25 protein-coding genes are annotated in these 24,301 nt (G+C 69.4%); 5 read left to right on the top strand and 20 right to left on the bottom strand.

What is annotated here, in order from left to right; genetic code table 11:
- Positions 1-151: 151 nt before the first annotated feature.
- The 9 genes from ACFV2O_RS25985 to ACFV2O_RS26025 all read right to left on the bottom strand — a co-directional run bounded on the left by ACFV2O_RS25985 (position 152) and on the right by ACFV2O_RS26025 (position 8,714).
- Positions 152-1,159 carry a lysophospholipid acyltransferase family protein gene (locus tag ACFV2O_RS25985; protein WP_379254010.1) on the bottom strand — a complete coding sequence of 336 codons (1,008 nt, stop codon included), beginning with the start codon at positions 1,157-1,159 and terminating at the stop codon, positions 152-154.
- Positions 1,156-2,229, bottom strand: coding sequence for an NAD-dependent epimerase/dehydratase family protein (locus ACFV2O_RS25990; RefSeq protein ID WP_379254011.1), 1,074 nt, complete (start codon positions 2,227-2,229; stop codon positions 1,156-1,158). The genes ACFV2O_RS25985 and ACFV2O_RS25990 overlap by 4 nt, the downstream gene beginning before the upstream one ends.
- A gap of 209 nt (positions 2,230-2,438) precedes the next feature.
- A complete protein-coding gene (locus ACFV2O_RS25995; RefSeq protein ID WP_003402602.1) occupies positions 2,439-2,540 on the bottom strand; it encodes a 30S ribosomal protein bS22 in 102 nt (33 codons plus the stop codon).
- A 226-nt stretch (positions 2,541-2,766) separates the two neighbouring features.
- The gene (locus ACFV2O_RS26000; protein ID WP_379254012.1) at positions 2,767-3,069 is read right to left on the bottom strand and encodes a helix-turn-helix domain-containing protein; all 303 of its coding nucleotides are present in this window, start codon (positions 3,067-3,069) and stop codon (positions 2,767-2,769) included.
- Between the two features lie 145 nt (positions 3,070-3,214).
- Complete coding sequence (gene proC / locus ACFV2O_RS26005; RefSeq protein ID WP_364424320.1) at positions 3,215-4,033, bottom strand: pyrroline-5-carboxylate reductase; 819 nt, start codon at positions 4,031-4,033, stop codon at positions 3,215-3,217.
- 32 nt (positions 4,034-4,065) lie between these two features.
- Entirely contained in the window at positions 4,066-4,953 is an 888-nt protein-coding gene (locus ACFV2O_RS26010) for a thioesterase family protein (protein ID WP_355071921.1), read from the bottom strand.
- Between the two features lie 139 nt (positions 4,954-5,092).
- Positions 5,093-5,971 carry a sugar phosphate isomerase/epimerase family protein gene (locus ACFV2O_RS26015; protein WP_379254013.1) on the bottom strand — a complete coding sequence of 293 codons (879 nt, stop codon included), beginning with the start codon at positions 5,969-5,971 and terminating at the stop codon, positions 5,093-5,095.
- 110 nt (positions 5,972-6,081) lie between these two features.
- Positions 6,082-7,686, bottom strand: coding sequence for a hypothetical protein (locus ACFV2O_RS26020; protein WP_379254014.1), 1,605 nt, complete (start codon positions 7,684-7,686; stop codon positions 6,082-6,084).
- A complete protein-coding gene (locus tag ACFV2O_RS26025; protein ID WP_379254015.1) occupies positions 7,683-8,714 on the bottom strand; it encodes a hypothetical protein in 1,032 nt (343 codons plus the stop codon). Before ACFV2O_RS26025 ends, ACFV2O_RS26020 begins: the two co-directional genes overlap by 4 nt.
- 65 nt (positions 8,715-8,779) lie before the next feature.
- Here ACFV2O_RS26025 and ACFV2O_RS26030 point away from each other — a divergent pair, with 65 nt between their 5' ends.
- Both ACFV2O_RS26030 and ACFV2O_RS26035 read left to right on the top strand, forming a co-directional pair.
- Positions 8,780-9,652, top strand: a complete 873-nt coding sequence (locus tag ACFV2O_RS26030; RefSeq protein WP_379254016.1) for a hypothetical protein — start codon at positions 8,780-8,782, stop codon at positions 9,650-9,652.
- Positions 9,653-9,761: 109 nt separating this feature from the next.
- Entirely contained in the window at positions 9,762-10,091 is a 330-nt protein-coding gene (locus tag ACFV2O_RS26035; RefSeq protein WP_355071913.1) for a hypothetical protein, read from the top strand.
- A 73-nt stretch (positions 10,092-10,164) separates the two neighbouring features.
- Here ACFV2O_RS26035 and ACFV2O_RS26040 read toward each other — a convergent pair whose 3' ends face one another.
- From ACFV2O_RS26040 to ACFV2O_RS26050, 3 genes are all read right to left on the bottom strand, one after another.
- Positions 10,165-10,854 (bottom strand): response regulator transcription factor, encoded by a 690-nt coding sequence (locus tag ACFV2O_RS26040; RefSeq protein WP_355071912.1) that lies wholly within the window; start codon positions 10,852-10,854, stop codon positions 10,165-10,167.
- Positions 10,851-12,086 carry a sensor histidine kinase gene (locus ACFV2O_RS26045; protein WP_379254017.1) on the bottom strand — a complete coding sequence of 412 codons (1,236 nt, stop codon included), beginning with the start codon at positions 12,084-12,086 and terminating at the stop codon, positions 10,851-10,853. Before ACFV2O_RS26045 ends, ACFV2O_RS26040 begins: the two co-directional genes overlap by 4 nt.
- Positions 12,087-12,197: 111 nt before the next feature.
- A complete protein-coding gene (locus ACFV2O_RS26050; protein ID WP_355071910.1) occupies positions 12,198-12,635 on the bottom strand; it encodes a helix-turn-helix domain-containing protein in 438 nt (145 codons plus the stop codon).
- Between the two features lie 91 nt (positions 12,636-12,726).
- On the opposite strand from ACFV2O_RS26050, the gene ACFV2O_RS26055 reads away from it, so the two are divergent.
- A complete protein-coding gene (locus tag ACFV2O_RS26055; protein ID WP_379254018.1) occupies positions 12,727-13,386 on the top strand; it encodes an NADPH-dependent F420 reductase in 660 nt (219 codons plus the stop codon).
- 87 nt (positions 13,387-13,473) lie between these two features.
- Here the strand turns inward: ACFV2O_RS26055 and ACFV2O_RS26060 are convergent, their stop codons facing one another.
- The 6 genes from ACFV2O_RS26060 to ACFV2O_RS26085 all read right to left on the bottom strand — a co-directional run bounded on the left by ACFV2O_RS26060 (position 13,474) and on the right by ACFV2O_RS26085 (position 20,373).
- Complete coding sequence (locus tag ACFV2O_RS26060) at positions 13,474-15,531, bottom strand: CocE/NonD family hydrolase (RefSeq protein WP_379254019.1); 2,058 nt, start codon at positions 15,529-15,531, stop codon at positions 13,474-13,476.
- 207 nt (positions 15,532-15,738) lie between these two features.
- On the bottom strand, positions 15,739-16,476 hold the full coding sequence (locus ACFV2O_RS26065) for a phosphoglyceromutase (RefSeq protein ID WP_379254020.1): 738 nt from the start codon (positions 16,474-16,476) through the stop codon (positions 15,739-15,741).
- Positions 16,477-16,558: 82 nt separating this feature from the next.
- The gene (locus tag ACFV2O_RS26070; protein ID WP_379254093.1) at positions 16,559-17,461 is read right to left on the bottom strand and encodes an ROK family protein; all 903 of its coding nucleotides are present in this window, start codon (positions 17,459-17,461) and stop codon (positions 16,559-16,561) included.
- Between the two features lie 67 nt (positions 17,462-17,528).
- Positions 17,529-18,032, bottom strand: coding sequence for a YbjN domain-containing protein (locus tag ACFV2O_RS26075; protein ID WP_355071902.1), 504 nt, complete (start codon positions 18,030-18,032; stop codon positions 17,529-17,531).
- A complete protein-coding gene (gene mshA, locus ACFV2O_RS26080; protein WP_379254021.1) occupies positions 18,029-19,474 on the bottom strand; it encodes a D-inositol-3-phosphate glycosyltransferase in 1,446 nt (481 codons plus the stop codon). The genes ACFV2O_RS26075 and mshA overlap by 4 nt, the downstream gene beginning before the upstream one ends.
- Before the next feature lie 77 nt (positions 19,475-19,551).
- Positions 19,552-20,373 carry an alpha/beta hydrolase gene (locus ACFV2O_RS26085; RefSeq protein WP_355071900.1) on the bottom strand — a complete coding sequence of 274 codons (822 nt, stop codon included), beginning with the start codon at positions 20,371-20,373 and terminating at the stop codon, positions 19,552-19,554.
- Positions 20,374-20,443: 70 nt separating this feature from the next.
- Here ACFV2O_RS26085 and ACFV2O_RS26090 point away from each other — a divergent pair, with 70 nt between their 5' ends.
- A complete protein-coding gene (locus tag ACFV2O_RS26090; RefSeq protein ID WP_356962604.1) occupies positions 20,444-21,181 on the top strand; it encodes an SDR family NAD(P)-dependent oxidoreductase in 738 nt (245 codons plus the stop codon).
- 110 nt (positions 21,182-21,291) lie between these two features.
- A complete protein-coding gene (gene mscL / locus ACFV2O_RS26095; protein ID WP_379254022.1) occupies positions 21,292-21,780 on the top strand; it encodes a large conductance mechanosensitive channel protein MscL in 489 nt (162 codons plus the stop codon).
- Between the two features lie 6 nt (positions 21,781-21,786).
- Here the strand turns inward: mscL and ACFV2O_RS26100 are convergent, their stop codons facing one another.
- A complete protein-coding gene (locus ACFV2O_RS26100) occupies positions 21,787-23,010 on the bottom strand; it encodes an Ig-like domain-containing protein (RefSeq protein WP_379254094.1) in 1,224 nt (407 codons plus the stop codon).
- An 83-nt stretch (positions 23,011-23,093) separates the two neighbouring features.
- Entirely contained in the window at positions 23,094-24,188 is a 1,095-nt protein-coding gene (locus ACFV2O_RS26105; protein ID WP_379254023.1) for a UDP-N-acetylmuramate dehydrogenase, read from the bottom strand.
- Between the last annotated feature and the right edge of the window lie 113 nt (positions 24,189-24,301).

The following is a 24,301-nucleotide window of genomic DNA, read 5'->3' on the forward strand; positions in this document are numbered from 1 at the left end:
CCGCCCTCCCGGGGGGGGTGATTCGAGCATATCCCCTACGGGGCCGTCGGGCGTATTGGGGGGGACTCCCCGCGCCCGGGCCGGGGGGGGGGGGGGGGGGTGGGGCGGGGGCGGCTGCACCCCCCCGCCGCGACGGTTCCTAGCGCATCCTCTACCCCGTGAAAACGTTGCGGCGTTTGGTGAGCAGTTTGTAGAGCGTCTGCTGGATGGTCTCGCGCACTTGATCGGTGACCTCGAACATGGTCATCGGGTCGTCGGCGGCCTCGGGCTCGTACGGCGCGGTCGGGATGGGGGCGCCGAATTCGATGTACCACTTCGACGGCAGCGGCACCGCGCCCAGCGGGCCGAGGTGCGGGAAAAGCGGCGTCACGGGGAAATACGGGAGACCCAGGAGCCGGGCCAGCGGCTTGAGGTCGGCCAGCTTCGGGTAGATCTCCTCGGAGCCGACGATGGAGCACGGGATGATCGGCACGCCGGTGCGCACCGCGGCGGCGACGAAGCCGCCGCGACCGAAGCGCTGCAGCTTGTAGCGATCGGTGTACTGCTTGCCGACGCCCTTGAAGCCTTCGGGGAACACGCCGGTCAGCTCGCCGGAGCGCAGCAGCCGTTCGGCGTCCTCCCGGCAGGCCAGCGTGTGGCCCGCCCGGCGAGCCAGCACCCCGAGCACCGGCGTCTCGAAGATCAGGTCGGCCGCCAGCAAGCGCAACGCGCGCTGCTTGGGATGCCGATCGTGCACGGCCAGCTGCAGCATCAGACCGTCGATCGGCACGGTGCCCGCGTGGTTGGCCACGATCAGCGCGCCGCCGGCTTCCGGGAGATTGTCCATGCCGCTGACCTCCACCCGGAACCACAGGTCCGACAGCGGACGCAGGGCGGGCAGGATGACCGACTCGAGCAGATGCTCGTCGAAACCGAACTCGTCGACCTGGTAGTCGCCGGTGAGCCTGCGGCGCGCGAAATCCGCGGTCTTGGAGATCTGCTTGCCGAGCGCGCCGCGCAGCATGCCCGACAGCGACTGGGGCGCGGCGGGCGCGACCGCCGCGCGCCGCTCCACCAGCGACGTCACCGGACTCGGAGCGGCCAGCCTGCGTGGCGCCGGCCGCTGGCGCGCCTCGATCTGGAGGTCGTGGAGTCGGATGACTTTCGCTACGTCGTTCATTGGTGTGCTCCCGTACCGGCCCCGAGCAGGCCGAGCAGTTTGTGTTCTGCGGCGTCGATCCACGCTGGATCGACCACGGGCCGCAACGCTGCGCCCCCGATGAAGTCGTCGAATGCCTGCACCGTCGTCCAGCGCGGCACGAACCCGAATTCGGTGCGCATGCGCGTGGTGTCCAGGCCACAACCGAAGTGGAAATAGTCGAGCTGTTCGGCGGAGAACTCCCGCAGCACCGGGCCCATGAGCAGGCGACCCGCGGTGCGGAACACCGTGAAGGGAACGGGCAACTCGATCCGGCCCGCCCGCCGGACCGCCTGCGACAGCGAGAGCGCGCCGTCGCCCGCGATGTTGTACGTGCCACCTGCCGCGCCGCGCGCCGCGTGGGTCAACGCGGCCACCGCGTCCTCCTCGTGCAGCAGCTGCATTCTGGCGTCCCGGCCGAATACGGTCGGGGTCACCGGCGAACGCAGATATTGCGCGCCGCGGGCGGCCAGCCGCGGGCCGACGATGGGGGCGAATCGCAGAATTGACGTGGCGATATCGGGGCGCCGCCGGGCCAGCCCACGAACATAACCCTCTATATCGATCATGTCCCGCGCGAACCCACCGCGCGGCGGTGTGCGCGCGCTCATTTCCTCGGTGAATTTCGCGGGATCCTTGGCGCTGCAACCGTAAACCGCCGACGAGGAGCGCAGCACCACCCGGCGCACCGAAGCCACCTTCTGGCACACCGCGAACAGCTGCATCGCGCCGAGGACGTTGTAATCCTTCATCACCGCGCGACCGCCGCCCGCGGGCGGGCGCGTCAGCAGCGCGGTGTGCACCACGGTATCCACCTCGCCACCATCGATCACCTTACGGATCAACGGATTTCGAATGTCCGCCCGGACGAATTCCGCGCGGCCCATGCGCCGCTGCAACTCTCGGCTCGGCGTCATCGTGTCGACGGCGAGGATCCGCTCGATCGCGGGGTGCTGGGCGAGGCGGGCGACGACCGTGCCGCCGAAGAACCGGCTGGCCCCGGTGACCAGCACGACCTTCGGCGCGTACACTTCCCGACCCTCAGAACTCACCGGCACCCGCTTTCCATTGCCAGCCGCCCTTGTGATTATTCCCAGTGCCCAGCGTAGCGGTTGCCTACCCGCGCACCGAGAGTATTAACCAGGATCTAACGATGACTTCAGTCACGTGATACAAACGGTGATTCCAAAATTTCAAGTTTCAAATAAAAGAGCCCGTCACCTATTGGTGACGGGCTCGCGCAGCTACCACGCAGCGATGCCTACTTGCCGAGTTTGCGCCGCTGAACACGCGTGCGGCGAAGCAGCTTGCGGTGCTTCTTCTTCGACATGCGCTTGCGGCGCTTCTTGATCACAGAACCCATAGGGTTGTCCTCGCGTTCTCTCTACTCGGCGCGCACGCTGCCCGTGCGCGATTGCCGGACGCCCGTCTGCCGCGCCCCGGCCGACGGGCCGGGGTCACTCGGCAAGCCTCACGCCCCGTGTTCGCGCCGCCGGATACCACGGGGCAACGAACAACGATGCCACCGGCGGGCGAACACGAACCGAGGAGCTATCGTACCGTCACGCCCCAGCGGTACCGAAACCGCCTCATCCGGCGTCGAAATAGGACGTTTCCAGATAGTCGTGCACCGCCTTGGCGTGCACCCGGAACGATCGTCCGACGCGCACGGCGGGCAACTCGCCCGAGTGCACGAGCCGGTAGACCGTCATCTTGGACACCCGCATCAGACTCGCCACTTCGGCGACGGTGAGAAACTGGGTGCCGCCGCCGAGTACAGGTTGCCCCTGTGTCGCGGCCTCACGCTGTGCGCGGGAATTCCCCCGACCTGCTGCGGGACCGGAGCCGCCGGACGCTCCGGAATTCGCAGACATCTTGTTCGCAGACATCATTGCACCATTGACCTCCGGCACGTCCGCGCCGCCGGCTTCCCCACCGGCGGAACAGACACGCACGTGCTCCTTGAAGCTTAGCGGGACCAGTGGTGTTACTGCGACGGGTGTGAGAAATCGGGTTTTCCGATTTTGAACAGACCGGTCACTCCGCTGATGCGCCCTGTTCGACCGACCGTTCCTTCGATGCGAAGAGGGCTTCCCAGAATGCCGAGCGTAGTCCTCCGCGCTCGAGTTCGCGGATCGCGGCCGCGGTGGTGCCCGCGGGCGAGGTCACCGCGGCGCGCAACTCCGCCGCGGTCTGGGTGGAACTGTCCAGCAGGGCGGCCGAGCCGACCATGGTCTGCACGACGAGCTGGGTGGCCACATCCCTGGTGAGCCCGAGGCCGACACCCGCGTCCACCAAGGCCTCGACGACCAGGAAGAAGTAGGCGGGCCCGGATCCGGACACCGCGGTTACGGCGTCCATCTGGCTCTCCGCCACGGTGACCACCTTGCCGACCGCGCCGAGCATCTCGGTCACCAGTTCCAGATGCCGCTCGCGCGCATAGCGCCCCGGCGCGATGACGCTCATCCCCTGCCCCACCAGCATCGGCGTATTCGCCATCACCCGCACCACGGGGAACCCGGCGGGCATTTTGCCCTCCAGTCGAGCGGTCGGCACACCGGCCGCAAGCGACACCAGCACCTGATCGCGGTCGCTGCCGATCTCCGCCTTGCCCAGCGGCGCGAGCACGGCGTCCACATCGCCCGGTTTCACCGCGATCACCAGCAGATCCGCGCCGACCGCGGCATCGGCGAGGTCGTCGGTGACCCGGACGCCGAAGCGGTCGGCGAGCTGATGGGCCCGTTCCCGATGCGTCTCCACGACGACCAAATCCTTGGTCAGCCGCCCGGACTCCAGCAACCCGGCGACCAACGCCTCCCCGATGCGCCCGCCACCGATCACCGCAATTCTCGTCATGGGCCTCAAGGCTAGACGGCGCGCGCGGCGGCTCAGCGCTGGGGAACGAGCGCCAGCTGACGACTCTGCGCGACGACCGCGCCGGTCGAGTCCAGCACCAGCTGATCTTCGTCGAACATGCGCTCGCCCACCTCGTGCGTGGTGGCGACGATCCGCAGCCAGCCCGGCGCGGGCCTACGACGCAGGTAGGTGGTCATCTGCACGGTGGGCGCCCAGCCGAAGTGGCCGAGGTTCATCGGGACCGGCGGGCTCATGTCGGCGCTCATCATGGCGAAGTACATCGCGACGTCCGGGTCCTGCTCGTCGCCCGGTCGCGGACGAATCCACAACCGCAGGCGCGGCTCGCCCTTCGCGCCCGCGAGGAAGCGGGCCCAGTCGCGGTCGAGATAGATGTCGGCGCCTCGGCCGACGTGCACGATGTCGCCCATCTGGGAGCCGGGCTCGTAGCCGATGGCATCGGCGGGCGGCTCCGTGGGCATGTCGGAGTGCTCGGGCGCGTAGATCGGGTTCGCGTCGTCCAGGCGGCTGAACGTCAGCGCCGTGCGCACCAGGACGCGGCCGTTCTGGACGAGGTCGGCGTCGGCCAGGCAGATCTGGCGACCGATCTTCCGCAAGCGCACCTCGTATTCGACCTCGCCGGGGTTCGGCGCGCCGAGGAAATCGGAACTCGCGGCGACCGGCGCCATCCCGACCAGCGCGGGATCGGCGGCGCGCAGCCAATTCGTCGCCGCGGCCGCGCTGCCCGCGACCATCGTCCCGCCGTGCACCTTCGGGCCGATGGTCCAGATGTCGTCGATGAAGCCCAGGTAGCGGCCGGTGTCCGGGGTTCGCGGCGGCGCCGGTTCCAGCGCGCACACCTGGCTGAACGGTGCGTCGGTCGTGGCCGCCGGGCCGAATTCGGCCGTCAGCTCCGTCGTCATCCTCACTCCTGTCCTGCGTCGACCGCACCCGATGGCGTCGTTCGCGGCCTCGTGACCACACTGTCGGCAACGGGTTCGTACAACGTACAACGCAACCGGCGACCGACCCCATGGCCGCATACCGGAGTAGCGACGAGCGTCACATCGGCGGTTCGGGCGAGCTGTGCCGCGCGCCGGCGGGAGTGGGCGCGGCGGCCTCGGTCAGATGCTTGCGGGCGAAGGCCAGCGTGCGATGCAACATCTCGGCCCGCTCCTTGGTCGTGCGCGCGTTCTGCGTGTTGATCTCGGCGACGACCTGGCCGGTGAAACCGCTGCGGACCATGCTCGCGCACACTTCCACACATGGCTGGGTGCCATCGCCCGGAACGAGATGTTCGTCGTGCGCGGCGCCTCGGCCGTCGGCAAGGTGCAGATGGACCAGACCCGCGCCCATGCGGGCCGCCAGCGCCAATGGGTCGGCTCCTGCGGTGGCGGTATGAGACAGGTCCAGGGTGTAGTGGCGGAACCCGGTGTCGGTCGGGTCGTAGGAGGGGCTGAAGGCGGTGAGCGCCGGACCCGGGCCACCACGGCGCTCCAGTCGGCGCACCGCGCCTTCGCGTCGGCCGAACAGCGTGTCCGCCCGCATCGGGAACATGTTCTCCACCGCCACGAGCACCGGGCTGCTCTCCTCGAGCTCGGCCACCTGCGCCGCGAACCCGGCCGCATAGCGGCGCTGCCAGCGGAACGGCGGGTGCACGACGACCGTGCCCGCACCGAGCGCCTGGGCGGTGTGCACACTGCGCTCGAGCTTGGCCACCGGATCCGAACCCCATACCCGCTGTGAGATCAGCAGGCACGGAGCGTGCAACGCGAGCACCGGAACGCCGTAACTGCGCGAATACGCCTGCACGGTGGCGATGCTCTGGCTGGCGGGCTCGGCCCAGACCATCAGCTCGACGCCGTCGTAGCCGAGTTCGGCGGCGTAACGGAACGCGGCCTCCGTGTTCTGCGGGTACACCGAGGCGGTCGAGAGCCCCACCCGGATCCCCCTCGGCCGGGATGCGCCCCCGGTATCTCCTGGCGATCCCTCGCCCGTACGCGACCCGGTCTCGTTCGCCTGCCCGATATTCGCCACGACTTGCTCCATGCTCAGTTCGTGCTGAGAAGAAAGGCCAGTGGCCCCAGCGTGACGAAGATGCCCACGACGACGGCGATCACCGTGCTGAGGATGTCGTCGGTCCTGCGCAGGATCCGCACGAGGGCCACCAGGCCGAGAATCACGATCATCGCCAGGGCCAGCGCGACCCAGGGCAGCATCTCCCACATCCGCTCGAAGCCCTTGAACAGCAGCATGCCCGCGACGGCGGCGCCGGTGCTCTGGCCGCCGAGGATCATCCACTGGCGCCGGTTCTCGTCGTCCTCCGCCTTCTTGACGGCCCGGGACCGGCGCGAGGTGGCCCGGCTGGTGACGCGAGGTTCGTCGACGATGTCGTCCTCGTCGTCTTCGTCCTCGTCCAGCGCGATCGGCTCGTAGACGTCGGTGACGCCGTCCAGTTCCGCGGCCTCGGCCGCGGCGCGCCTACCGCGACCGCCCCTGCCGTTGCGCGCCGCCGCGCCGCGTTCGGCCCGGTCGACGCCGTCGCGCAACAGGTCGCCCGCGACCGTCTGGCCGGAGAGCAACTGCTGATCCTGGCTGGCCAGCGACCACGCGGCGGTCGGGATACCGACGGATTCCGGCGCGGAATCGGCCTGCGGCTTGTGCCGGCGGGCCGACCAGGCCGGTAGTCCGTTCTCGCCGACGCCCTCGCGGCGGGCTGATCTCCGATGCGCCTCCTGCTGCGGCTCGGGCGGAGCGGGCCTGGTCGGCTTCGGTCTCGGATCGGGCGGCGGCGGAAGGGGCAGCGGTTCCGATTCCGGGGCGAAGCCGCCGGTGGACGGGGACCAGGCCGCGGTGGACGGACCGAGATCCTCGGCGGCTTCCGCGGCCTCCGCCGCTCTGCGCCTGGCCGCGCGCCCACCCCTGGCGCCGTTGCGTTCGGGCAGCGGCGAACGGCCGAAGCCGGGTGCGTCCCGCTCTGCGTGGCCGTTGCGGCCCGGTTCACCGACCCCGCGGTCGGACAGCGCGTCCCGGCCGAACGGCTCGTGCGGAACCTCGTGCCAGGACCGTACCTCGGTGGCCTCTTCTTCGGGTTCCTCCCGCCTGCGCCTGCGCCCCGAGCGCGGGGGCGTCTCGGGCACACCCGCCAGTGGGTCGGGGGCGTACGGACCGGGCGCGACCGAGAACAGATCGGACACCGGAGTATCCGGCGACAGCGGATCGAAGGACGTGCCGTGCCGCGAAGAGGGCATCTCCCGGCCGGGCATGACCCGGCTGGATCGCCCGGGCGGCGGATCGGCCTGCGGCGGGTCCGGCTGCGCGTAACCGGCCAGCGGGTCGTACATCGAAATCGGGCCCGACATGGGCGAATACGACGACGGATCGGGCTGTGGCTCGGGCGAGTAGGAAACCGGTTCCGGCGCGGGCGGATCGAACGAGGGGGGCGCGTAGGCGGGCTCCTCCGCGTCGGAATCCGGCGCCGCGTGCGCGGAGTGACCACCGCCGTCCCGGATGACCGGCAGGTCGCCGGTCAGTTCGGCGACGGAGATGCCACGGCCACTGCGGCGACGTCTGCCACCGCCGGACGAGCCTCCGCTCTGCTGGCCGTTACGCGCCAGCAGTTCCGCGACCGACAGCTGTTTGGAATCCTCGCTCATGACGACACCGTCCCGATCGAGCCCGGCGAAGGCGCGCCGCCGGGCGCGGGCCGACCGTCACCGGCCGCCGTGCCCGCTGAGTACGTTGCTTCGGGTCCACCATTCATATCGGTATCCAGTTTGCGCAGGATCAGCCCTTCACGCAGCGCCCACGGGCAAATCTCCAAAGTATCGAGCGAAAGTGCCCGCATACTCGCCTCCGCGACCAGTGCGCCGGCCACCAATTGCTGTGACCGATCGGAACTTACGCCTTCCAATTCTGCACGGTCCGCCGCCGTCATCCGCGAGATGAACGCAATCAGTTGGCGCAGACCCGAGCTCGTGAGTGTACGACGCACCCGCGGACCCGCCGCGGAGGGTGCCGCTCCGGTGAGCCGGGCCAGCGACCGGAAGGTCTTCGAGGTGCCAACGGCGAGATCGGGCTTGCCCGGCTCGAGCAGCTTCTTCGCCGGTACCACCAGCTCGGCGTCGAGCCAGTCCCGCAGCACGGCGACCCGGCGCTTGCCCGGCGGGTCCTCGCGCAGCCACTCCCTGGTCAACCGGCCCGCACCCAGCTGCAAGGACAGCGCGACGTCGGGTTCCTCGTCGCCGCCGTTGGTCATCTCGAGCGATCCGCCGCCGATGTCCAGGTTGAGAATGCGCCCGGCGCTCCAGCCGTACCAGCGGCGCACCGCGAGGAAGGTCAGCCGCGCCTCGTCGACGCCGGACAGCACCCGCAGGTCCACGCCGGTCGACTCGCGCACGCGACCGAGTACCTCCTCGGAATTGGCCGCCTCCCGCAGCGCCGAGGTGGCGAACGGCATCAGTTCGACGCATCTGGACGTCTCGGCGATGCTGGCGAATTCGGCCACGGTGTCGATCAGCCGCTGCGCGCCCGCCTCGGTGATTCGACCGGCGACGTCGATGTTCTCCGCGAGCCGCAAGGTGGCTTTCGTCGAGCTCATCGGCAGGGGGTGACCGCCACGATGCGCGTCCACCACGAGCAGGTGAACGGTATTGCTTCCGACATCGAGTACCCCAAGCCGCACATGAACACGGTACTGGGTGGTGTGGCACTTCAGCCCAGGCGACTGAACTGTTAGCGTCCTATTTCGTGACGGTAGGCGCATCACCGAGCAGCCCGACCCGGCCCCGACCAGCGGGGAAGATCGACCCGGCCCCGGAAGTCGATCCGGACTTTCCCCGTGAGTGGATCGAGTTCGTAGATCCGGCAAATGACGAGCATCTGATCGTCGCCGATCTCACTTGGTTGCTGTCGCGGTGGACCTGCGTGTTCGGCACCCCGGCCTGTCAGGGCATCCTGGCCGACCGGCCGGACGACGGCTGCTGCTCGCACGGCGCGTTCCTCTCCGACGAGGACGACCGCAAACGACTGAGCCGCGCTGTGAAGATGCTCACACCCGAGGACTGGCAGCTGCGGGACGAGGCGACCAACGCGCAGGGCAAAGTCACCAAGAGCGGCTATCTGGAACTCGACGAACTGGACGACGAGCCCGCGCTGCGCACGCGCCGGTTCGACGGCGCGTGCATCTTCCTCAACCGTCCCGGCTTCGCGGGAGGCATCGGCTGCGCCCTGCACTCCATGGCGCTGCGGCGCGGCATCGAGCCGCTGGAGGTGAAGCCGGACGTGTGCTGGCAGCTGCCGATCCGCCGCACCCAGGATTGGGTGGACCGGCCCGACGGCGTGCAGATCCTGCGCACCGTGATCACCGAATACGACCGCCGCGGCTGGGGGCCGGGCGGCGCCGATCTGGACTGGTACTGCTCCGGCTCTCCCGACGCCCATGTCGGCTCCAAGCCGGTGTGGCAGTCCTACGCACCGGAGCTGACCGAACTGATCGGCGCGCCCGCCTACGCGGAGCTGGCCAGGCACTGCAAGCGCCGCGAGGGACTCGGCCTGATCGCCGTCCACCCGGCGACGGTGCACGCCGAGCGGATGCGCGAATCCACGGATCCGATCGCCTGACCAGTTTGCCGGTCGGGCGCTCGGTCGGCCGCGGTCGGCGGACCGATTCGCCGGGCGGTTCACCCCGTCGCCATGCGAGCTTTACCCGGATCGGGTTTGATGTGCCGTTATGTCCAAGAAAGTTCTCACCGCGGCCACCATCGCCCTGGGCGCCGCCCTCTCGCTGACCGGAGTAGCCCACGCCGAGCCGAACGGCGACCCGCACAAGTTCTTCGACTTCACCACGGAGTTCGTGTCGGCCACCGATCCGGCCGCGGTCAACGCCAAGGCCGCGGGCAAGCTCCTGATCGCGAGCCCGTACGGCACCTCCCACACCATCGCCTGCCGCGGTACCAACACCGTCGATCTCTACGACTGCATGCAGGAAGACGATCTGGGCTGGATCACCCTGCAGAAGACCGAGACCCCCCTCGGCACCACGTGGATCTACGTCCCCTGACACACCGCTGAACGCAACGGCCGAGAGCACCGCAGTGCTCTCGGCCGTTGCGGGTTCTCGCCGCGCGGAGCGCTCACGCCTCCAGTTTGTAGCCCAAGCCGCGCACGGTGACCAGGTGTTCCGGCTTGGCCGGATCCGTCTCGATCTTCGAGCGCAGCCGCTTGACGTGCACGTCGAGGGTCTTGGTGTCGCCGACGTAGTCGGCGCCCCACACGCGGTCGATCAGCTGGCCGCGGGTGAGCACCCGCCCGGAGTTGCGCAGCAGGTATTCGAGCAGGTCGAACTCCTTGAGCGGCAAGGTGACCGGCTTGCCGTTCACCATCACGGTGTGCCGGTCGACGTCCATCCGGACCGGACCCGCTTCCAGCACGCCGCTCTCGTTGGAGCCCTCCAGCTCGTCGCCCGCGCCCCGGCGCAGTACGGCGCGGATGCGCGCGATGAGCTCGCGGGCGGAATACGGTTTGGTGACATAGTCGTCGGCGCCCAGCTCCAAGCCGACCACCTTGTCGATCTCGCTGTCGCGCGCGGTGACCATGATCACCGGGACGCCGCTGCGGGTGCGCAACTGCTTGCACACGTCGGTGCCGCTCATGCCGGGCAGCATCAGGTCGAGCAGGACGATGTCCGCACCGGACCGGTCGAACTCGGCGAGCGCGGACGGCCCGTCACCGACGACGGTGACCTCGAAACCCTCCTTGCGCAGCAGGAACGCGAGCGGATCGGCCAGCGACTCCTCATCCTCGACGATCAGAACACTCGTCATCTGCGTGCCTCCACACCATTCGGTCGGCCCGGTCCCGGAGGACGCGGGCTTGTTTCATTCGTGCCAACCACGGCGCCGTCGTGGTCGTCGTCGGCGCCTGCTTCGTGATGGGCGGGTATGCGCAAGGTGAACGTCGATCCGGTGCCCAACTTGCTCCACAGGGTGATTTCCCCGTTGTGGTTGGCGGCCACGTGTTTGACGATAGCCAGGCCTAGACCGGTGCCGCCCGTCTGGCGCGAACGCGCCTTGTCGGACCGGAAGAATCGCTCGAACACCCGCTCCTGGTCCTCTTTGGCGATGCCGATGCCGCGGTCGGTGACCGCCATCGCCACGTGATCGCCGCGCAGTGAGCGGCTCACCGACACGTGGGAACCGGCCGGCGAGTAGGCGATCGCGTTCTCCACCAGGTTGGACAGGGCGGTGACCAGCAGGGTTTCGTCGCCGAGCACCTCGAGCCCGCTCGGGCGGTCGGTGCTGACCGTGATCCCGGCGGCTTCGGCGGCGGTGCGGGAACGGTCGACCGCCTGCATCACCACGGTGTCCACGTCCACCACCTCGAGTTCGGGCAGTTTCTCCGCGCCTTGCAGGCGGGAGAGCGCGATGAGCTCGGTCACCATCTTGCCGAGGCGGCGGGATTCACCGAGCACGCGCTGACCGAAGTGTCGCACGGCGTCGGGGTCTTCGGCGGATTCCAGCAAAGCTTCGGCCAGCAGGCTCATGGCGCCGACCGGGGTCTTGAGTTCATGACTGACGTTGGCCACGAAGTCGCGGCGGGTGGCCTCCATGCGCGCCTGTTCGGAATCGTCGTCGGCGAACAGCACGGTGAAGGTGGTCTCCTCCCGCGACAGTTGCCTGGCGACCCCGCGCACCGCGATGCGGCCGCGGCCGGGGACCGGATTCTTGGCGGTGAGGTCGAACTCCGCGGATTCGCCGGTGGCCAGCACCTTCTCCACCGCGGCCCAGGCCCGCTCGTCGAGCAGGCGATTGCGGACCAGGCCGAGTTCCTCCGCGCGCGGATTGACCAGCACTACGTCGCGGTACTCGTCGACGACCGCGATCCCGCTCTCGGAGGCGAGCACGATCAGGTCGAGAACCTGGGACATGGTGAGACCGGAGTCGGCCTGCCTGCGCGCGGCCTGCCTGGCATTCACATACGGGATCAGTAGCCCGCCGACTGCCAGGCCGACGACAGCCGCCAAGATGGCCAGCAGCACGGCCTGGGGAACACTCACACTTGAATCGTACGGTCGCCGACCGGTCGGCCAACGCGGGGTACACGAAGTTTCGCGCAGGTCATAGGCCCTTCCGGCCCCGTTAGCCGCATGTTTACGCGCTGTTCGACGTCACGTATCCGCCTCGTATTCACCGAGCGGTCGGTTTTCTTCGTCGTCGGCCTCGGCCTGGGCCGCGTTCACCGACGCACCGTGCTTGTCCACCCACTCGCCCAGGGCGTAGATCGGGGTCAACAGGTCCACGCCCGCCTCGGTCAGCTCGTATTCGACCCGCGGCGGGGCCTCGGCGTAGCGGTGCCTGCGCACCAGCGTCATCTGTTCCATCCGGCGCAGCGTCTGCGTCAGCATCTTCTGACTGATGCCGCCGATGGCCGCGCGCAGCTCGCCCGGACGCATCGGCCCCTCGCGCAGCAGGTAGACGAGCACCGGTAGCCAGGAGTTGCCGAAGATGTCCACACCCATCCGGGCCGGGCAGTCGGATTCGAAGTCGCCGTAGGGCGCGTATTCCACCCGCTCGGCGCTGACCGGGTCGATCGGTGCTGCGTTCACGGCTCCAGCTTGCCAGCGCCGTTGCGCACCTCCGGGTGCCTTTCGGATTTCCTAGCGTCGTCGTCGAACACATTTCGAGTCAGGAGTTCGAATGCGAATCGGAATCATCGGCGCCGGCGCGATGGCGCGGGCGCTCGGCGGCGGCTGGAGCGCGGCGGGGCACGAAGTACTCATCGGCGCCCGCTCCGCCGCCGCCGCGGCGGAATCGGCGGCCTCGATCGGCGGGCGCGCCGGGAGCATCACCGACGCGGCGACGTTCGGCGAGGTCGTGCTGCTCGCGTTACCGGTGCCCGCGCTGTCGGAGGTGCTGCACGCGACCGGAGAGCTGCTGGCCGGACGCACGGTGGTCGATTGCACCAACGCCTTCGCCCCGGATGCGACGGCGCCGGAAGGAGCCACCGCCTTCGTCCTGGCGGAAGACGCTGTCGCGGAACGGGTCGCTGCGCTGGCGCCGGGAGCGCACGTGGTGAAGGCCTTCAACCTGTGCGCCGCCGAGGTGTGGCAGGCGAAGGCGCGCGTCTTCGACGAGCGCCGCTTGGCGGTGCCGCTGTGCGGTGACGACGAGGCCGCGCTGCGGGTGGTCGCGGGGCTGGCGGAAGACCTGGGATCGCGGGCGCTCCCGGCGGGCGGGCTGCACCGGGCCCGGTACCTGGAGGCGATGTCGGTGTTCACCGTCGGTCTCTGGTTCGCCGGGCACGACGCCCGCGCGATGTTCCCGCCCTTGGAGGCCGCGTTCGCCGTCGCCGACTGACCGCACGACGATGAGGCCGGAGCGTGCACCCTCGCCCATACCCCGCGACGTCGATGCGCGGGGTGCACGCCCGGACCCGCCCCGGATCTACCAGCCCGGATTGCCGCTGACCGGGATGTTGACGAAGCTCGGACGGCTGGGGTCCAGCTCCAGATGCTGAGGCCGCAAGCCGGTGTCGATCAGCATCGGCAGGATCGGCAAGCCCTTTGGGAAGTTGCCCGCGTAGACGTCGACGCGCAGGCGGTGACCGGGTTGCAGGATCGCCTCGGTGGCGGGCAGCGCGATGTCCAGCGTGGTCACCTCGCCGGGGACCGTGGGCTGCCGCTGATCCAGCGAGGTGTACGGCCGCGGATCGGTGTAGTCGCCGCTGGCCGACTTGCTGCTGTTCGCCTCATCGATCGCCCGCAGCGAAGCCATGAGCTGACCGGACGACAGCACGCTGGACTGCCCGTCCGGCGCGACATCGTTCACCGTGACCACCCAGTACCCATCGGCGGCATCTTGAACGGTGTTGAGCCGCACCGCGATCCGCCCCGAAATCGTGGTCGGCTCGCCGACCGGGGCGCTGGTGAAGGTCAGCCCGTTGAGTTCCTCGACCCTGGAGTCCTTCGCACAGCCGTCGATGACCGAAAGCACACCGGCACTGCCCTGGGCGGCGTCGTTGGAACACAGGCTGGTCAGGCCGGGCGCCACGGTCAGACGCGCGGGCTCGCCGGTGCCCGTGGCATCGAGCGAACCGTCGTAGCGGCTGTTCGCGGTGCCGCTGGCGGCGGCGGACAGGTACATCCTGCGATGCACCGCCTGCCCCGGATTCGCGGCGGCGGTCGACGCGGCGAACGAGTCGGTGGTGATCCAGCCACCGCCCTGCTGACGCAGGGTGATCGGGCCGTACTGCTCGATGCCGTTGTCGATGTCTTTGAGCCACCGGTCGAACCACGCGCGCTGCAACACATCCAGCCGCGGCGGCAGGCCCGGCTTGCCGTACTCGTTGCCCGAGTTGAGGTGATAGGTGTTGCCCATCAGCAGCTGCTTCTGGCCCGGCGGCAGCGGAATCTCGTCGTAGATCTTGGATTCCGAGTAGGTGAACAGGTCGTGCCAGCCGCCGGTGACGAAGGTCGGCGTCCGGATACCGCTGGGATCACCGAGCCAGTCCTGGCGCGGGCCGGAGCCGTCGGTCAGCAGTTCCTTGGCGCGCGGGTCGAGATCCTCGATGCGCGCGGTGGTGTAGACGTTGAGCAGGACGTCCATGAAGGTCAACGGATCGCGGGCGCGGTCGGCCAGCCACGTGGTGTCCAGTTGCCCGTTGAGCACCGAGGCGAGATCGGGAATCAGCTTGAGCCCGTTGACCGCGGTGAGCCACAGCGGGATGAAGTTGAAGCCGAAGCCGCCGCCGGGTGCGAGCACGTCGTTGACCAGGTCGCTGCCCGGCACGACCGGGAAGATCGCCTGCAAGGCGGGCGGGCGCTTCTGCGCGACCTGCACCTGATTGATCCCGGAGTAGGAGATGCCGTTCATGCCGACGCGTCCGTTGGACCACGGCTGCCGGGACGCCCAGTCGATCACCTCGAGCGTGTCCTGCTGTTCGCGACCGCGCAGCATGTCCCAGACGCCCTGAGAGAAACCGGTGCCGCGCACGTCGACGACCACCTGCGAGTAGCCGCTCTTGATCAGTTGCCGGTCGACGGTGAAGTTGCGCAGTTCGCCCCCGCCGAACGCCTTCGTCAGGTCGGTGACGCCGGACAGCGGCGTGCCGCTCATGTCGATCTGCCGGAAGAATTCGATCAGCGCGTCGGACAGGCCGGGGATCGACTGCGCGTGATCGGCCAGGTTCGACACCAGCTTGGTGTACGGCGTGAGATTGACGATCGTCGGCGTAGGGGTGTCGACGGGGCGGCCGGAGGCGTCCGCGGGCCGGTAGACGTTGCCCTTCAGGACGGTTCCGTCACTCATCGTGATGGGGACGTCCCACTGGATGTTGATGTTCGGGTACTGCTGCGGATCATCTTGGGTGGCGGTCCAAGCCGCTCCGGCAGCGCCGCCGTCCGGGCCGGTGGGCGGCGCGACGGCATCGGCGCCGCCGACGAGCAAGGGGACGAGCATCGTGACGGCAACCGCCGCCACCGTGGCCCGCAGCGCGTTCTTCATCGGACGTGATCCACCTCTCGGCTGGTCGAACGACCAGAGTGTACCTACTTACTAGACGGTAGAAATAGTGGGTAACTTAAATCGCCGACATCGCGCCGCGGATCGACAGGCATCCCTCCGGCGTGTCGCACGGCAACACCTCATCGAAACGACGACGCGCTGCCACCCGGGCGGGTGACAGCGCGTCGAGAGTGCTCGGTATGCGGGTTACTTGCCGCCCTGACCGGCGACGGCGGCGGCGCCCGCGGCGGCCGCCTCCGGGTCGAGGTACTCGTGCGGACGCACCGGGCGCAGGTTCTCGTCCAGCTCGTACCGCAGCGGGATGCCGGTGGGGATGTTCAGGCCCGCGATGTCCTCGTCGGAGATCCGGTCGAGGTGCTTGACCAGCGCGCGCAGCGAGTTTCCGTGCGCGGCGACCAGCACGGTCTTGCCGGACAGCAGGTCCTTGGAGATGGTCGACTCCCAGTACGGAACCATCCGGTTGACCACGTCGAGCAGGCATTCGGTCTTCGGGACATCGATGCCCGCGTAGCGCGCGTCGCCCTCTTGGCTGTACTCGTTGGCCGGGTCGATCGGCGGCGGCGGGGTGTCGTAGCTGCGGCGCCACAGCATGAACTGCTCGTCGCCGTACTTCTCCCTGACCTGCGCCTTGTTCTTGCCTTGCAGCTCACCGTAGTGGCGCTCGTTGAGCCGCCAGTCCCGGATCACGGGGATCCAGTGCCGGTCGGCGGCGTCCAGCGCGATGTTCGCGGTGGAGATCGCGCGACGCAGCAGCGAGGTGTAGACGACGTCCGGCAGGATGCCGTGCTCGGCCAGCAGTTCCCCGGCCCGCTTGCCCTCGGCGATGCCCTTGTCGGTCAGATGCACGTCCACCCAGCCGGTGAACAGGTTCAGGGCGTTCCATTCGCTTTCGCCGTGGCGCAGCAGCACGAGGGTGTACGTCATGCGGCCATCCTCCCATGCGCGCTGCGCCGGGTCGCATCGGTTCCCGCCTCCGCCGCCCCGGTCCTGGCGCGAAAGCGCGATGTCAGACCGGTTCGTCGGCGGTGTGCTCCGCGGCGAGCACACCCGCGCCCGCCAGGGTGGCCCCGTGGGTGATCTCGGAGAGTTCCACGCGCAGTCCGCGCAGGAATTTCAGTCCGGCGTGCGCGTCCACCGCGGCCCGCAACGGATCCCACAGCGGCGCACCGGATTGCGCGAACCCGCCGCCGATCACCACCCGGTCGACGTCGAGCAGAGCGGCGGCCGAGGCGACCGCCGCGCCGAGCGCGGTGCCCGCCCGGTGCAGCGCGGCGACGGCGATCTCGTCGCCCGCGTGCGCGTCCGCGGCCAGCCGCGCCCCCGTGGCGCCGGGCCAACCCTGCTCGCGCGCCCAGCGCACCGACGACATGCCACTCGCGACCGCCTCGACGCAGCCGCGGCCGCCGCAGCCGCAGGGCGTGTCCCACCCGGGCACGACGATGTGACCCACGTGCCCGGCGTTGCCGGTGCGCCCGAGCAGCACCTTGCCGCCCGCGACGATCCCGCCGCCGATGCCCGACGACACCGTCATGGCCAGCGCGTCGGGCACCCCGCGCAGCGCGCCGAGGCGATGTTCGGCCAGCGCGAGACAAGCGCCGTCGATGGCGAAACGAATCGTGGCGGCGGGAAAGAGTTCCCGCACGGCGGCGACGATCGGGAATCCCGTCTTCCACTCCGGGATGTTCAACGGACCCGTGACGCCGGTGCGCACATCCACCGGCCCGGCCGCACCGATACCTACCGCGCTGACGGGTTCCGGCCCCGCGACCGCGCGCAGCAGTTCGCGACAGACGTCCCACACGCCCGCGTCCGGCACGTCCACCCGGCGCACGTCGCGCACCTCGGCACCGGGGCCGACCACCCCGGCCGCGAACTTCGTCGCGCCGATGTCCAGAGCGAGAATCGCCAATGCCGTCCCTTCGCCGATCCGAGCCACCTGCGATTGTCACCCGGGAGCCGGACGGCGCGACGACCGGCTACGGCTTGTCGGCGGAATCGACCAGATGCTCGAAGGCGCGCAGGTTCTGCAGCGACTCGCCGCGCGAGACGCGCCACTTCCATTCCCGCCGAATGGATTCGGCGAATCCGAGTTCCAGCAGCACGTTGAAGTCGGCGTCGACGGCCTCGAGAATCTGGCCGAACACCCGGTCCAGTTCGTCGGCGGTGACGGCGTGCGCGGACATCCGGCCCACCAGATAGATGTCGCCGACCCGGTCGAGGGTGTACGCGACGGCGTAGAGCCTGCGGTTGCGGCGCAGCAGGAACTTGTACACGCCTTCGAAGTTCTCGTCGGGCTTGCGGCAGACGAACGCTTCGAAGCGGACCCCGTGCTTGCCCACAGTGACCATCACCGTGGTCTTCAGTTTGCGCTCACCGGGCAGGACGACGACGAAGGTCTCCTCCCCCGGCCGTGTGTATTCGATCTCCCTGTCCCGCAGCGTCTCATCGATGAGCCGCGCGGTCGTCTGTACCTCGTTCACCGGCGCACTCCCATCCGGCGCCGCCACAGCGCCCGCGATCTCGCCTGACTGTTCTCGCCGAGCAGGGCGGCCGTCCGCTCCGCGGCGAGACCGGTGTGGTCGTCGGACACCCGGTCGTAGGCATCCTCCCGCACAGCGCTGTGCGCCAGGCCGCGTCCGCCGAAAGCCGCCCGCTCGTCCCGGAAACCGGCCATGGCCGCGGCGTAGCTGGCGAGCAGCCCGTCGGCGGTGTGCGCCCAAGAGAAGTTGGCCGCGTGCGCGACGGCCTGCTCGCCCATCCGGTGCAGCCGGTCCGGGTCGTCCAGCAGGTGGCGCAGCGCGTTCGCCCAGTCCACGGTGCGGTGGCCGGGGACGAGCAGGCCGGACACCTCGTGCCGTACGGCCGTGCCGAGACCGCCCACGTCCGCGGCGAGCACCGGGGTGCCACTGGCCTGCGCCTCGATCGCGACCAGGCCGAAGGACTCGTTGTAGCTCGGCACCGCGACCAGATCGGCGGCGCGGTAGACCAGCACCAGCCGTTGCGGCGGCTGCGGGGGCAGGAAACTGACCCGCTCGGCGATGCCGAGTTCGGCGGCCAGATCGATCAGCGCGTCCGGCCGCTCCAGCCCGCTGCCGGACGGGCCGCCCACGATCAGCACGCGCAGTTTGCGCTCCGGGTCGGCGCGCAAGACCTCGGCCGCGGCGCGCACCAGCACATCGGGCGCCTTCAGCGGCTGGATCCGGCCGACGAACGCGACGATCCGCTCGTCGGCGGCCAGCCCGAGCGCGGCGCGGGCGGCGGCCTTGTCACCGGGGCGGTAGCAGGTCAAGTCGGCACCCGGCGGGACGACATCAATGCGCTCGGGGTCGGCGCCATAGAGTTCCACCAGCTGGCGGGCTTCCTCGGCGGTGTTGGCGACCAGCCGGTCGGACTCGGCGATCACCTGCTTCTCGCCGATCTCGCGAGTCGCCGGTTCGGGACAGTCGCCCTCGGCCAGCGCGGCGTTCTTCACCGCCGCCAGGGTGTGCGCGGTGTGCACCAGCGGCACCCGCCACCGGTCCCTGGTCAGCCAGCCGACCTGGCCGGACAACCAGTAGTGCGAGTGCACCAGGTCGTAGTGGCCGGGCAGGTGCCTGGCCTCCTGACGCAGCACCTCCGCGGTGAAGGGGCACAGCTGGGTGGGCAGATCGTGCTTGTCCAGGCCCTCGAACGGGCCTGCCACCACGGTGCGCACCAGCACGCCGGGCGCGGCCTCCTGGACCGGCGGGACGTTCGACGCGGTGGCCCGGGTGAAGATCTCCACCTCGGTGCCGCGCCGGGCCAGCTCGACGGCCGTTTGCAGGACGTAGACGTTCATGCCGCCCGCGTCGCCGGTGCCGGGCTGAGCGAGTGGTGAGGTGTGCACCGATAACACGGCGATACGGTTCGGCCGTAGGTCCAGGCGCTGACTCACACTATCCATAGTGCACGTTGCGTTCCCCGGCCCAGACACGCTATCCGCGGCAAGTGAGAGCTATCACAGAGCAGACATGAATCCGATCACAGACTCTCGATGAACGCGCGCACCTCGGCGACGAACCGGGAACGGTCCTCGATGAACAGGCCGTGCTGGGCGTCCTCCCAGAACGACACACGCGCGTCCGGCACGGCCTCGGCGATATAGCGGCCGTTGTCGACGGGAACGACCCGGTCGGCGGTCCCGTGCAGGACGAGCACCGGAACGTCCAGTGTGCGCAGGGTCTCGGTGTTGTCGACGGTCCGGTAGAACAGCGCTTTGCGCACCGCGGGCGGGGTGGCGAGACTGGCCCCGAACAAGCGCTGCGCGTCCGGTCCCTTGTCCGCGCCCGGTCCGGTGTTCGCATTGCCGAATACACCGAAGGCGCGTACCGCCCGCCCCGCGCTCTCCTCGAAGACGCCCGGAATCGCCTCCCGCATCATGCTGCCGGTCGCCGCGCCGGGCACACCGGGGCCGATGTTCGCCATCGAGCCGGTGTAGACGACGCCCGCCACGGCGCCGGTGCCATATGCGGTCAAGTAGTCGGTCAGCACGATCCCGCCGTAGGACCAGCCGAGCAGCACCGCCCCGGACGCGATGCCCTCGGCCGCCAGCACCGCCGCGACGTCGGCCGCCCAGTTCTTCGGATCGTCGTAGCCCGCCGCGGGCGCGTCGGAGTAACCGTGGCCACGCAGGTCGACGGCGACCACCCGCATGTGCGCGGCGAGGTCGTCGGCGGCTCCACCCCAGCAGCGCAGATTCGCCGACCAGCCGTGCAGCAGCACCAGCGGCCTGCCGTGCGCCGGGCCGCTCACCCGGTAGACGATGTTGGTTCCGTCCGCGCTCACCACGTCCCGAATTGCCATGCACCGAGGCTAACCGTGCTCGCGGGACCGCCAGGACCCGGCAAACCTCGCGCACCTAGGATCTGTTCGCATGAGCACTCGCACCGCCGTCGTCACCGGAGCCAGCTCGGGGATCGGGGAGGCCACCGCCCGTGAGCTGGCGAAGCAGGGCTATCACGTCTACGTCGGTGCGCGCAGGCTCGATCGCCTGGGCCGCCTCGCCGACGAGATCGGCGGCACCGCACTGGAACTCGACGTCACCTCGGACGAGTCGGTGCGGGCGTTCACCGAGGCGGTCGAGCGCGTCGACGTGCTGGTCAACAACGCGGGCGGCGCGAAGGGCCTGGCTCCGGTGGCCGAGGCCGACCTGGACGACTGGCGCTGGATGTGGGAGACCAACGTGCTCGGCACACTGCGCGTCACCAAGGCGCTGCTGCCGAAGCTGATCGCCTCCGGTGACGGGCTGATCGTCACCGTCACGTCGGTGGCCGCGTTCACCGCCTACGACAACGGCGCCGGGTACACCTCCGCCAAGCACGCGCAAGCCGTGCTGCACCGCACGCTGCGCGGAGAGCTGCTCGGGCAGCCGGTGCGTCTCACCGAGATCGCGCCCGGCGCGGTGGAGACCGAGTTCTCGCTGGTGCGTTTCGGCGGCGACGCCGAACGCGCGGCCAAGGTGTACGAGGGCATCGATCCGCTGGTCGCCCAGGACATCGCGGAGGTCATCGGGTTCGTCGCGTCGCGACCGGCGCACGTCGATCTGGACCAGATCATCATCAAGCCGCGCGACCAGGCCGACGCGGGCCGGTTCGCCCGCCGCACTTCATAGCCGAAGCGCATTACTCTTTCGGCAGCGCCGGCCCGGCCGCGAATTGCTGGGCCTTCGCTGTTCGCCCGGAGCCGTTAACATCCGAGAAGCCGCACGCGTAAGGACATCGGATGGGAGTGATTCGGCTCATGTTCAAGGGCTTCAAAGAGTTCCTGATGCGCGGGAACGTCATCGATCTCGCGGTCGCCGTCGTCATGGGCACCGCGTTCACCTCCGTGGTGACCTCGGTGACGAAAGGTGTCGTCAATCCGCTGCTCGCGGTGTTCGGCAGCACCAACCAGCTGGGCCTCGGCGTGCAGCTGATCCCCTCCAAGCCCGCCACCTTCATCGCCGTCGGCCCGATCATCACGGCCGCCATCGATTTCTTCATGGTCGCCGCGGTGCTCTACTTCGTGCTGATCCTGCCCATGAAGACGATCAAGAATCGCTTCGGCACGCCGAAGGCGGCCGAGCCCACCCAGATCGAACTGCTGACCGAGATTCGCGACCTGCTCGCCGAGCGGCACGATGCGGTCCGCGCCCAACGCCAGGCCGACCGAGAGGTCGAAGAGGAACACGCCGACGACGCGACCGAAGAACAGAACGTGAAGGTGCGCTAGAACCGGTCAGCGCGCCCCCGCGGGCTGCGGGGGCAGCGGTGTGGCGGAGACCACGGCCGACGGCGCGCCCTGCAACGCCGACATGGTTTTCCAGGTGTCCCAGTCGATGGTCCAGTCGTAGAGGTCGCCGTCGGCGGCCGAGAGCGGGATCGAGGTTCCGCTCACCTCGACCGGATCGCCGTACAGGGACGTGGGGAAATACGCCTGGGCATCACCGGGCGACAGATTGATGCAGCCGTTGGTGACGTTCGCCGACCCTTGCGCCGACAGCGATTCCGGGTTGGCGTGGATGAATTCGCCGTTGTTGGAAATGCGTACCGCCCAGCGTTCGCGAACATTGGTGTAGAACGGCGGGTTCGACATCATGAAGTCTTCGTACTTCTCGGTGACCACGTGGACACCGGAACGAGTCACGTTGCGCGCCTCGTTGCCCTCGCCGTAACTGACGGCGAAATCGAAGACCGTCCGTCCGTCGCGGACCACCTGCATGCGGTGACTCGGGGCGCTCGCCTTGACGATCTGGCTGCGGCCGATGCGGAAATCGGTGGTCAGATCGGAATCGCCGTAGTTGCCGCCACCGAGGTCGAGGCCGTAGAGGCGGGCCGAGACGTGCACGGCGGTCCCCGGTGTCCAGTAGTTCTTCGGACGCCAGTGCAGGCGGGAGCCGCCGTCGTCCGGGAACCAGGCCCACGCGCCCTCGGTGGGCGGGTCGGTGGTGATCGTGAGCGCCTTCTCCACCGCCGCCTTGTTCGTGACGGAGGACTTGAACTGCAGGATGATCGGCGCCGCGATGCCGACCTCCTGGTTGTCGCCGATGTTCAGGGTCGCGGGGACGGTGCTCTTGGGCTTCAGGGTGTGGAACGAGCCGTCGATCGGGATCGGCTTGCCGTCGGCGCCGACGGCGGTGCCCGACCAGGCGTAGGTGGCGTCGTAGCCGAGCGGCTCGGTGATGGTGTAAGCACGCCGGTCCGGCGCGAGTTCGCCGCGGACCTGCTTGCCCGCGACGTTGGTCAGCGCGACCTGATCGATCGTGCCGTCGCTGATCGTCACCGAGACCGGCGTTGTCGGGTTGACGTTCGTGGCGTCGGCGGCGGGGGTCAACGTCGCTTTGGCGATCGGACCGGCAGCGGGACGCGGCTTTCCGGAGCCGCGGTCTATCGTGCAACCGGCCACCAGAGCGACGACCACGAGCAGGAGGGTCGACACCACGGCAACCGATCGGCGGATCATCGTGCGGTGGTTCACTTCGTCGAATCTACGCGCGGCGCGCGCGCCGACCCGTCGACGCAGCGTGTGGTGTCGGCCTCAACGGGTCAGAGGGTGAGACCCACGGTGACCGGTTCGGGTTCCAGCCGGATCCCGAAATGCTCGGCCACGCCGTCGCGGACCGTCCTGGCCAGCGCCACCACATCGGCCGCGCTGGCGCCGCCGCGATTGGTCAGCGCCAGTGTGTGTTTCGTCGACAGCCGGGCGGGCGCACCGTCGCCGGGGAAGCCCTTGGCGAAACCGGCCCGCTCGATGAGCCAGCCCGCGGAGAACTTGACTCCGTCCGGCGCCGGATAGGTCGGCACCGCGATGTCGCCCACATGAGCGGCGATCGCGGCGCGCACCTGGGCCACCCGCTCCGGCGCGACCACCGGGTTGGTGAAAAACGAACCCGCGCTCCAGGTGTCGTGGTCGGCGGGATCGAGAACCATGCCCTTGCCCGCGCGCAACCGCAGCACCGCCTCCCGCACCTGCGCCGCGGAGCGGGACTCGCCGTCCGTGGCGCCCAGTGCCGAGGCCAGCTCGCCGTAACGCAGCGGCACGCTGGAACCGTCTGCGCGCAGCGCGAAGTCGACCGCGAGCACGACGGCGTCGTCACGGTGCTTGAGCACGCTGGTGCGGTAGCCGAAACCGAGTTCCGCGGGCTCCACCCATCGGATCTCACCGCTGGCGCGATCCAGCAGGCGCACCCGGCGCAGCAGATTCGCCACCTCCGCGCCGTAGGCGCCGACGTTCTGCACAGGCGTCGCACCCGCCGAACCGGGAATGCCGGACAGGCACTCCAATCCCCCGAGACCCGCCTCGACCGTCGCCCGCACCACGGCGTCCCAGTCCGCGCCCGCCTCGGCGACCACGCCGCCGTCGCCGATCTCGACGCCGCCGGTGGCGATCCGCACCACGACGCCGTCGAAGCCGTCGTCGCCGATCAGCAGATTCGAGCCACCCGCGAGCAGCAGCACCGGGACACCCGCCGCGTCCAGCGCACGGACCGTCGCGACCAACGCTTCGGTCGTCGCGCATTCGGCGACCAGGGCGGGTCCACCCACTCGCAGCGTGGTCAGCTCCGCCAACCGCACGTCGGCGCATAGCCGCGCGCCGGTATCGGCGAGGAGATCCGACGGCACCACTCGTGAAGTTCGCACGATGCTAAACGGTAGCGTGCGCGCCGACAGCTACACGCTGGTGTATCAGCCCGCGAGCGGATCGGATAGCACCGCTCGGGTAGCTCGAATGCCGAACAGCAGCGGGTGCGCTG

The sequence above is a fragment of the Nocardia sp. NPDC059691 genome (genome assembly GCF_042733915.1).
GTDB lineage: Bacteria > Actinomycetota > Actinomycetes > Mycobacteriales > Mycobacteriaceae > Nocardia > Nocardia sichangensis.

What these genes read in the sequence shown, in the direction of transcription:
- ACFV2O_RS26040 (WP_355071912.1), bottom strand. Translation starts at nt 10,854, where the DNA reads ATGACGAGTGTTCTGATCGTCGAGGATGAGGAGTCGCTGGCCGATCCG.
- ACFV2O_RS26085 (WP_355071900.1), bottom strand. Translation starts at nt 20,373, where the DNA reads ATGGCAATTCGGGACGTGGTGAGCGCGGACGGAACCAACATCGTCTAC.
- proC (WP_364424320.1), bottom strand. Translation starts at nt 4,033, where the DNA reads ATGACGAGAATTGCGGTGATCGGTGGCGGGCGCATCGGGGAGGCGTTG.
- ACFV2O_RS25985 (WP_379254010.1), bottom strand. Translation starts at nt 1,159, where the DNA reads ATGAACGACGTAGCGAAAGTCATCCGACTCCACGACCTCCAGATCGAG.
- ACFV2O_RS26055 (WP_379254018.1), top strand. Translation starts at nt 12,727, where the DNA reads ATGCGAATCGGAATCATCGGCGCCGGCGCGATGGCGCGGGCGCTCGGC.
- mscL (WP_379254022.1), top strand. Translation starts at nt 21,292, where the DNA reads ATGGGAGTGATTCGGCTCATGTTCAAGGGCTTCAAAGAGTTCCTGATG.
- ACFV2O_RS26100 (WP_379254094.1), bottom strand. Translation starts at nt 23,010, where the DNA reads ATGATCCGCCGATCGGTTGCCGTGGTGTCGACCCTCCTGCTCGTGGTC.
- ACFV2O_RS26065 (WP_379254020.1), bottom strand. Translation starts at nt 16,476, where the DNA reads ATGACGTACACCCTCGTGCTGCTGCGCCACGGCGAAAGCGAATGGAAC.
- ACFV2O_RS26010 (WP_355071921.1), bottom strand. Translation starts at nt 4,953, where the DNA reads ATGACGACGGAGCTGACGGCCGAATTCGGCCCGGCGGCCACGACCGAC.
- ACFV2O_RS26020 (WP_379254014.1), bottom strand. Translation starts at nt 7,686, where the DNA reads ATGAGCGAGGATTCCAAACAGCTGTCGGTCGCGGAACTGCTGGCGCGT.
- ACFV2O_RS25995 (WP_003402602.1), bottom strand. Translation starts at nt 2,540, where the DNA reads ATGGGTTCTGTGATCAAGAAGCGCCGCAAGCGCATGTCGAAGAAGAAG.
- ACFV2O_RS26035 (WP_355071913.1), top strand. Translation starts at nt 9,762, where the DNA reads ATGTCCAAGAAAGTTCTCACCGCGGCCACCATCGCCCTGGGCGCCGCC.
- ACFV2O_RS26090 (WP_356962604.1), top strand. Translation starts at nt 20,444, where the DNA reads ATGAGCACTCGCACCGCCGTCGTCACCGGAGCCAGCTCGGGGATCGGG.
- ACFV2O_RS26000 (WP_379254012.1), bottom strand. Translation starts at nt 3,069, where the DNA reads ATGATGTCTGCGAACAAGATGTCTGCGAATTCCGGAGCGTCCGGCGGC.
- ACFV2O_RS26060 (WP_379254019.1), bottom strand. Translation starts at nt 15,531, where the DNA reads ATGAAGAACGCGCTGCGGGCCACGGTGGCGGCGGTTGCCGTCACGATG.
- mshA (WP_379254021.1), bottom strand. Translation starts at nt 19,474, where the DNA reads ATGGATAGTGTGAGTCAGCGCCTGGACCTACGGCCGAACCGTATCGCC.